The sequence below is a fragment of the Psychrobacter sp. NG27 genome (assembly GCF_016106655.1).
GTDB lineage: Bacteria > Pseudomonadota > Gammaproteobacteria > Pseudomonadales > Moraxellaceae > Psychrobacter.
Window position 1 is genome coordinate 633020 of the sequence record NZ_JADGIN010000002.1, and the last position, 8356, is coordinate 641375.

Sequence of the window (8356 nt, forward strand, 5' to 3'; positions counted from 1 at the left end):
GTAGAGTTTCATTATGTTCAGCTAATGAGTACTAATAGTGTCATCCAGTATCAGTCTAGTGCCAATGACTGGCTGCTAAAGTTAGTAGTGTGCATAGACAGAAAAAAGAGAATGAATAATATAGTTGGTTAGACAGTATCATCCAGATAGATGATGACAATCTGAATCATAAGGACAGTGTTTGATGAAGAGAATGATTGCGATACCGAGTGTTTGCTTGTTGACGATGGTGACTCTTTTGGGTTGCCAAGAAGACGATGGCCAGTATGGTTCTGGTAGCAGTAAGATTATGCTGACAAGCTTTGCCAATAGCTATGACAGTAATGCCAATGCCAGCGCTATTGCACGAATCGATGAAACCTACCGCACGGGTGCCCGCAACATCAAAACGGCCAATATTATCAACAGTTACAGCAATCAGAGTCTCAATGATTTGGACAGAAAAGTGCTGGCAGATAACTTTGAAGGTCGACTCGAAAATAAAGACATCGAGGTCGATGGCCGTACCGTCAAACGTCCTATTTATGAGAAAAATAGCAATAATAAGCTAGAGTATAAAACAATTTATAAGACACTCGATTTATCAGGGGTTCGTGCCAATAGTTATAATGTTGGCACGAATACAAACGTCAGTGCTGGCATGACTAGTGATAGTCGCGGTATCCTTACCGACTTGAACAACTATCCTGAGATTCCAACAGATATTGCCTTTCCAGAAGGCTCGGTCTGCTATATCCCTGTGGTCACAAGCGAGCGCTCGTTTTTGGCATTCAACGATAAAAACAAAACAGGCTATGCCTCGTTAGATAATTGGATTGATGCTGCCAGACAGCGCTTTAGTGACGATAGAGACCACCGCACCTCGCAGTTTGCCGTTGGCGTAGGCAATGAGCATAAAGCCGCCCAAGTCATGTTTTTTGAATATGACGATGAGCCCGCTTATGAATACAGCGGCCTTGAATATGCAAAAAATATCTATGAAGCCAACTATGTGGCTAAAGGCAACACTGCTCCAAATACTGACAGTCAACGCGGCGTGGTAAATTGCACCCTCGTCAATGAGGTGGCTGGAGACTTTTTAGAAGCACAAATTGAGCGCTATTATTGAGCGTTATCAAGCATTATTTGCAATGCAAGCTAAGTGTCACGCTGCGTGTTAGAAACTATACTGACGCGTTCCGCGCGAACGAGAGAGCGTGTTTTTTGTGTGCTAATTCTGCACCCTGATGCTAAATCGGCTACAATACGCCCATTATTTATTCTATTTATTTAGATTACTGTCTAAAAGACAGCCTTTTTGAAGTTAAGGTTGAAGCCAAAAATTATGAGTGTAGATCCAAAGAAACTGAACAAAGAAGTGGCCAAACGCCGCACCTTCGCTATCATCTCGCATCCCGATGCGGGTAAGACCACCATGACCGAGAAACTGTTGCTATGGGGACAGGCAATTCAGGTAGTGGGAGAGGTTAAAGGTCGTAAGACGGATCGTCACGCGACCTCAGATTGGATGAGCATGGAACAAGAGCGTGGTATCTCGATTACCACCTCTGTCATGCAGTTTCCGTATCAGGACCATATGGTCAACCTACTAGATACCCCCGGTCACGCCGACTTTAGTGAAGATACCTACCGTACATTGACCGCCGTGGACAGCGCACTGATGATGGTCGATGGCGCAAAAGGTGTCGAAGAGCGAACCATCAAATTGATGGAGGTTTGCCGCATGCGTGACACACCTATCATCTCTTTTGTGAATAAGCTCGATCGCCAGATTCGTGAGCCACTTGAGCTACTGAGCGAAATCGAGGCGGTGCTAAAGATTAAATGTATTCCAGTGACCTGGCCGATTGGTATGGGACAGGATTTTGTCGGTGTCTATCATTTGACCGAAAACAAAACCTACTTTTATGAAAAAGGTAATGGCGGCAAGATGACGGTCTCTGAGACTCGCGAAGGCTATGACTATCCAGATATTCGTGAGCGTTTGGGTACGCTCATGTTTGACGCTTTTGAAGAGTCGCTTGAGCTGGTACAAATGGCACTAGAAGAGTTCAGTGTTGAGGCGTTTTTAGCGGGTGAGATGACGCCAGTACTATTCGGTACAGCGCTAGGTAACTTTGGTGTCAATATGGTGCTAGATACTTTGGTTAAGTATGCGCCGCCGCCCAAAGCACATCCGACCAATGAGCGTGAAGTGGCAGCGAATGAGACGGCTTTTAGTGGCTTTGTCTTCAAGATTCAGGCAAATATGGATCCGCGCCACCGTGACCGCATCGCGTTCTTGCGAGTATGCTCTGGTAAGTACGAAAAAGGCATGAAGCTCAAGCATGTGCGTTTGGGTAAAGATGTGCGTATCGCTGATGCGTTGACGTTTTTGGCAGGCGACCGTGAAGCGCTAGAAGAAGCGTATCCAGGTGATATCATTGGTTTGCATAACCACGGAACCATCTCGATCGGTGACAGTTTCACTGAAGGCGAGGAGCTGAACTTTACGGGGATTCCACATTTTGCCCCTGAACTATTTCGCCGCGTGATACTCAAAGATCCGCTAAAGTCAAAAGCATTGCAAAAAGGCCTACAGCAATTAAGTGAAGAGGGCGCCACTCAGGTGTTTATGCCGCAGATTAATAATGACTTGGTCTTGGGTGCAGTCGGTGTACTACAGTTTGAGGTGGTCGCGCATCGTCTCAAAGAAGAGTACAAAGTACAGTGTATCTTTGAGCCAGTTTCAATCGCGACAGTTCGCTGGATTCACTGTGATGACGAAGTAGCACTAGCCAAGTTTAAGAAAAAAGCTCATGACCAACTGTCTCTAGATGGCGGTGGTTATTTGACGTATCTTGCACCGTCGCGCGTTAACTTGCAGCTGATGCAAGACCGCTATCCAGAAATCACGTTTAGCAGTACGCGTGAGCATTAAAATCAGTCACATCGCGGTATTGTTATCTACTAAGACACGCTAGCCGTGTCTTTTTTATTGTCCGTTATTTGTAGGGCAGATGGGGCAAGACCACTATTCAGTCATCAGTAAACCCTTAAAAACACGAACAGTGTTCCTACAATACATCACGATTGTTACGATAGAATGTTAAGTAACATTTTATATCTATAAAAAAGGATGCATGGAAGCGATGACTCCATTGAACATTAATAAGTCTATACTTACTCATCTCTTTTCAGACAGAGTAAGCCGCATATATCGAATTGGTTTACTTGCGAGTGGCTTGCTTTTGGGCGCTACCAGCCTGTCTGCACATGCAGGTAGCCTCATCAATAGTAGCCATTATCTTGACTACCAACTACCCGAAAATGTTCAGCAAGCCTGCGGGGAACGTGATAATTGCCCAAATATTGAGATCAAATATCTTGAGAGTAATCATGGGTGGATAAATGAGGCGGTTAATGCGCGTATCAACAGTTTGGTCGTCAATAGTGAACCAACTGAATCAGCAGCCATCAAGGCGACAAGCACTCCACAAGAGGTAACAGCTGCGCTTGATAACTTTGCAACATCACAAATCCAAGACCTGCCCAATGATGTGTCTTGGGGATATGAGAGGATGGTAAGGCCTGAGTATTTGGGTCACGTTAATGATTTTGAGCTGTTTGATATCGATTCATATGTGTTCACTGGTGGTGCCCACGGCATGCCTTATAGCGAATACTTAATGTTTGATCTTAGTAGTAAAAAGCAAATAAAATTGGCAGATATGCTACTGGCAAGCCAAAAGCCTCGCTTTGAAGCACTCGCTTATGATGCATACCAAACATGGGTAAAAACGGTCGCTGATGATGTCAGCAGTTATGAGAAAAGTTGGCCGTTTACGCTGAGCGATGATGTGACATTGACAGACAAAGGCATTGATATTCGCTATCAACCCTATGTTATCGGTCCATATGCCTACGGTATGCCGACGCTTAGCATTCCATACAGTAAGCTTGATACTGTCATAAAACCGCATTTTTTACGTAAATAAACAGACAGATATGCAGATAAAAAGATAAATAGACAGATTTTAGCTGCTATGAGTCAGCTGTGATTTGCACAATGAGTTAAGACTATTTTTAATTTGAAATGTAATAAAAATCAAGGAGTCATTATATGACGAACGATATAGATAGCGTGAACCCGGCAGCAAGTACAACAACTTGGCAGTTAAATGCATTAACAGCGGCGTTAGGAGATCTAACGCTAACAGTCGATGATAGCCTCTCAGTTGGCCGTGGTAACGACAATGACGTGGTACTAGGTAGCAAGCAGGTATCTCGCAATCATGCAGTGCTGAGCGTGTTGGATGGTCAGTTATACGTGAAGGATTTAGATTCTTCTAATGGCACATTTATCAACGATCGACGCATCGAAGGCAATGAATCGAACCTTCTACAAGTAGATGATACGCTTGGCTTTGCCAGCTTTGCTTTTCAAGTACATACATCAGTGGCTAATGAAGTAGAGATGCCTATAGCTACAGCAGATGAGTCAGTAGCGGCTATCGTGCCTAGTACTGTTGCTAGTACTGAGTCCGCAGAGATTTTCGATGAGCCAGTGACGGCTGAAGAAACGGACATTAATGAGGCAATAACAGAAAACGCTATCATGGAAGATGCTGTTGTCGAAGAGAAAATTGTGGCAGATGATTTTGTCGAAGATATGACTGCTGAAGAGCCAGTTGTTGAAGATGCTATTACTAAAGACACTGTTGTTGAACAACCTATCGTAGAAGAACCCGTTCTGACGAGCAGTGAGCCTATCGTAAAAGAAACGGGTATCGAAGACATTTTACCGACCACAGATACGTCTGACAATGTGTCTAGTGAGACGGATTTAGAGACTGAGACTGATGCACCAGATATCTCTACGACTGCTACTACCGATGTGATCGACCCTGTGTCTCAAGAAGCGCCAATTTTCAAAGAAACGGGTATAGATACAGTGCTATCTGCCACAGACAGTGTAGAGCCTTCACCCATTGAAGAGACACCAGTTGTAGCAGAGACGGTATCTAATCAGCCTGAAGTGATGGCTGCAGAACCAACGATATCTGCGGATAATGAACCCTTAGTAGCGCAGCCCGCAGTAGATGAAGAGCCAGCAGTACAAGTATCGCACGACAAAACGACGACGACTGAGCTGCAAGAAGAGGCAGATCCTGACGTCTTGCGCGCCAAGCAAGCGGCTACATCGCAATTCTCTGGCACGGCAAATCTGGGTCAGTCTCATGATCTTGGTACTCAAGGTAACAATGCCGCAGACCAACAGATAAGCAACCCTGCCAATGCAGGACACATAGAGAAAAAACCAAGCGGCGGTTGGTTTATATGGGTATTTGCTGCCATTTTGATTATTGGCTTGGCATTGTGGTTATTTAATAAAGGTATTGTATAACCCAAAGTCGCTTATACACGATACTCATAGCTTGTATGTGTCATTGTTAAGCGGAAAGAAAACTGAGTTTATACCGCATTAATGTTAGCGTCAGCATTTAGATAAGGTGTTGGCGCTCTCTTTTATTGATCCGTTGGCTTTTTTATTTTTTGCCAATGCTGTTGATTCCATTAAAAATATCAAGGCGATCCGAATACAGGCATATATAAATCATTGCAAACGGGATTAACGCTGTCATTTTTTATAATGGATAAACGATAAGCTGCTAAGCGAGCATTACTATGATGACCTTCGAAGAATACCAAGCGTTTAAAGATCAGGGCTTTAGCCATGCACCATTGGTAAAAAAGCGATTGATGGATTCGCAAACACCCGTGTCCGTCTTTTCCAAAGTACGTGATCTAAATGGTTCTGCTTACCTGTTTGAATCCTTGGTAGGCGGTGAACGTTGGGCGCGATATTCGATGATAGGTCTCGGTAGTGATCTGATTGTGCAGTATGCTGATGGCAATATGACCACCAAAAAGAACGATCATACCGATACGGAATTGGTCGAAAATCCTTTTGATTACATTCGTCAGCTCATGGCTCAGTATCAGATGCCAACGGCAGCAGAGGTTCCCACACTACCGAGCTTCAGCGGTGGTCTAGTGGGTTACTTTGGCTATGACATGGTGCGCATCATTGAACCAAGTGTGGGCTTGTCTGATGCCCCCAATACGATGTCGATGCCCGACATGTGGTTGATGCTCTCGATGAGTGTCATCGTCTTTGATAATTTAGAGAACACCTTGTCAATCATCGTCTATGCCGATTGTCAGTCTGAGGACGGCTATAGCTCAGCCATTCGTGAACTCGAAAAAATCGAAGAAAAACTGGCTGAGCCATCGAACTTGCGCGCGCCAGTGATGCCAACCCCAACATTCACCTCACAGACAGGCGCAGAGAAGTACAGCAAGGATGTTGATAAGATAAAAAGCTATATTAGGGCAGGAGAGGCCACTCACGTGGTGCCATCGCAGCGTCTGACAGCAGACTACACAGGTGACTCGCTGGCTGTCTATCGTGCGCTACGGTACTTAAATCCATCACCTTATCTGTTCTTAGTGCATGGTTACACGCTTGATGATCACAAGCGTTTTGATATCATCGGTGCCTCTCCTGAAAGTCTGTCACGTATCGAGAATGGCAAAGTCACCGTACGTCCATTGGCAGGAACTCGCAAGCGTGGTCGAGACGCAGCAGAAGATTTAGCGCTTGAGCAGGAGCTGCTCAATGACACAAAAGAAATCACTGATCACTCGATGTTTATTGATGTGAGTTGCGATGATATGAGCCGTGTCTGTATTGAGGATAGTGTCAAAGTCACTGAAAAGATGTTTATTGAGCGTTATTCACAAGTCATGCATATAGTATCCAATGTGGAAGGCACAGTCTTACCGGATAAAGATGCGCTCGATGTGTTCTGTGCTACCTTTCCCGCTAGTACGCTATCGGGGGTACCCAAAGTCCGTGCCATGCAAATAATCGATGAGATCGAGCCTGTGCGTCGAACGGTATTTGGCGGCTCAGTCGGGTATCTGGGATGGAACGGTGATATGGACACGGCCATCGCGATTCGGACAGCAGTGATGCGCCGTGGTCAGATACATGTTCAAACAGGCGCAGGGGTTTTTATTGATTCTCTACCAGAAACAGAATGGAATGAAACCAACAAAAAAGCCTCGTCATTGATAAAAGCTGTAAAAATGGCCTGTAATGGTTTGCACATTCGCTAGTTAAATAGCCTGCTGTGTGGCAAAAACAAATGCTTTGAACAAAAAGCTAATTTAATGCCATATCTTTATTTATAAAAATGCTAATTTAATCAATATCTTAAATGTTTATATCAAATTAATTTAAAAAAAGATGAAAAAGTGCTTGCGCATCTCAAAATATTTGATAGAATAGCCACCACTTTAAGAGAACAAGCCGACTTAGCTCAGTTGGTAGAGCAACTGACTTGTAATCAGTAGGTCGCCAGTTCGATCCCGGCAGTCGGCACCATCTCTCTTAAAGTAGCTTTTTATGAATATGTCTTAAACTAAAGTCATTTTTGTTTAAAGCAACCTAAGGTGGGATTGGGGAGCGGTCAAACCCAACAGACTGTAAATCTGTCGCGAAAGCTTCGAAGGTTCGAATCCTTCTCCCACCACCATATTTTTTTAAGTTTGTCATAGCGCCAAGCATGCTCGATATACTTAACGACTCTCGATTAGAGTTGGTTCGAATAAGAGTAAATGCGGGTGTGGTATAATGGTAACACCTTAGCCTTCCAAGCTAATGACGCGGGTTCGATTCCCGCCACCCGCTCCATATATACACCATCGCAAAGACTATTAAACATTCATCACGACAGTTATCATTACTACTGTATCGTGATATTTTTTTTAGTGCAGCTCAAAGATTTTTAGCATACGCTCATATAGCTCAGCGGTAGAGCACTCCCTTGGTAAGGGAGAGGTCTCGAGTTCAATTCTCGATATGAGCTCCATTTATTGTTTAAATCTTTTGTGTTTGTTTTGCTATTCATATATAGCTTTGCCTCAATGCCGAAATTATAGACTATTGAAACATATAAAATTATTACAGCAAAAAATAATTTAAAGGTGACACTGAGGTGTTGCCTTTTAGTGCTGTGAATTTATCAATGAATATTGAATGTAGTATAAATATATTTCAATACTTGTGGTTAGATTAAAATATAACAGTATCAATAGCTTGTCATGTTCAATAGCTCAAAAATTAAGTATAATGTTTGTTAGGTACGCCATAGCGTCAACGGTTTGATGGTCTTATAAATATCATGAGCCGTCAAACAGCTATTAACCGATCTTTGATTGATAAAGATTCACCAAAAAAAGAGGAAATACTCATGGCAAAGGCCAAGTTTGAACGTCTAAAACCACATGTCAACGTTGGTACCATCGG

The 8356-nt window shown here is 43.6% G+C and carries 5 protein-coding genes and 4 tRNA genes; all 9 read left to right on the plus strand.

Features of this window, described 5'->3' with window-relative positions; all coding sequences use genetic code 11:
* Nucleotides 1–181: 181 nt before the first annotated feature.
* Entirely contained in the window at nucleotides 182–1108 is a 927-nt protein-coding gene (locus IP485_RS06055; protein ID WP_198326441.1) for a hypothetical protein, read from the plus strand.
* Nucleotides 1109–1324: 216 nt separating this feature from the next.
* Entirely contained in the window at nucleotides 1325–2920 is a 1596-nt protein-coding gene (locus tag IP485_RS06060; protein WP_194363721.1) for a peptide chain release factor 3, read from the plus strand.
* Nucleotides 2921–3230: 310 nt separating this feature from the next.
* On the plus strand, nucleotides 3231–3977 hold the full coding sequence (locus IP485_RS06065; RefSeq protein WP_227686424.1) for an RsiV family protein: 747 nt from the start codon (nucleotides 3231–3233) through the stop codon (nucleotides 3975–3977).
* Nucleotides 3978–4102: 125 nt separating this feature from the next.
* The gene (locus tag IP485_RS06070) at nucleotides 4103–5386 is read left to right on the plus strand and encodes an FHA domain-containing protein (protein WP_198326443.1); all 1284 of its coding nucleotides are present in this window, start codon (nucleotides 4103–4105) and stop codon (nucleotides 5384–5386) included.
* Nucleotides 5387–5667: 281 nt separating this feature from the next.
* A complete protein-coding gene (locus IP485_RS06075; protein WP_198326444.1) occupies nucleotides 5668–7164 on the plus strand; it encodes an anthranilate synthase component I family protein in 1497 nt (498 codons plus the stop codon).
* Nucleotides 7165–7356: 192 nt separating this feature from the next.
* Nucleotides 7357–7432 (plus strand) — tRNA-Thr (locus IP485_RS06080).
* 67 nt (nucleotides 7433–7499) lie between these two features.
* Nucleotides 7500–7583 (plus strand) — tRNA-Tyr (locus IP485_RS06085).
* A gap of 84 nt (nucleotides 7584–7667) precedes the next feature.
* Nucleotides 7668–7741, plus strand: a tRNA-Gly gene (locus IP485_RS06090).
* Nucleotides 7742–7844: 103 nt separating this feature from the next.
* Nucleotides 7845–7919, plus strand: a tRNA-Thr gene (locus tag IP485_RS06095).
* Nucleotides 7920–8356 lie beyond the last annotated feature (437 nt).

Coding starts and splice junctions, on each gene's coding strand:
- IP485_RS06060 (WP_194363721.1), top strand. CDS start 1,325: ATGAGTGTAGATCCAAAGAAACTGAACAAAGAAGTGGCCAAACGCCGC.
- IP485_RS06070 (WP_198326443.1), top strand. CDS start 4,103: ATGACGAACGATATAGATAGCGTGAACCCGGCAGCAAGTACAACAACT.
- IP485_RS06075 (WP_198326444.1), top strand. CDS start 5,668: ATGATGACCTTCGAAGAATACCAAGCGTTTAAAGATCAGGGCTTTAGC.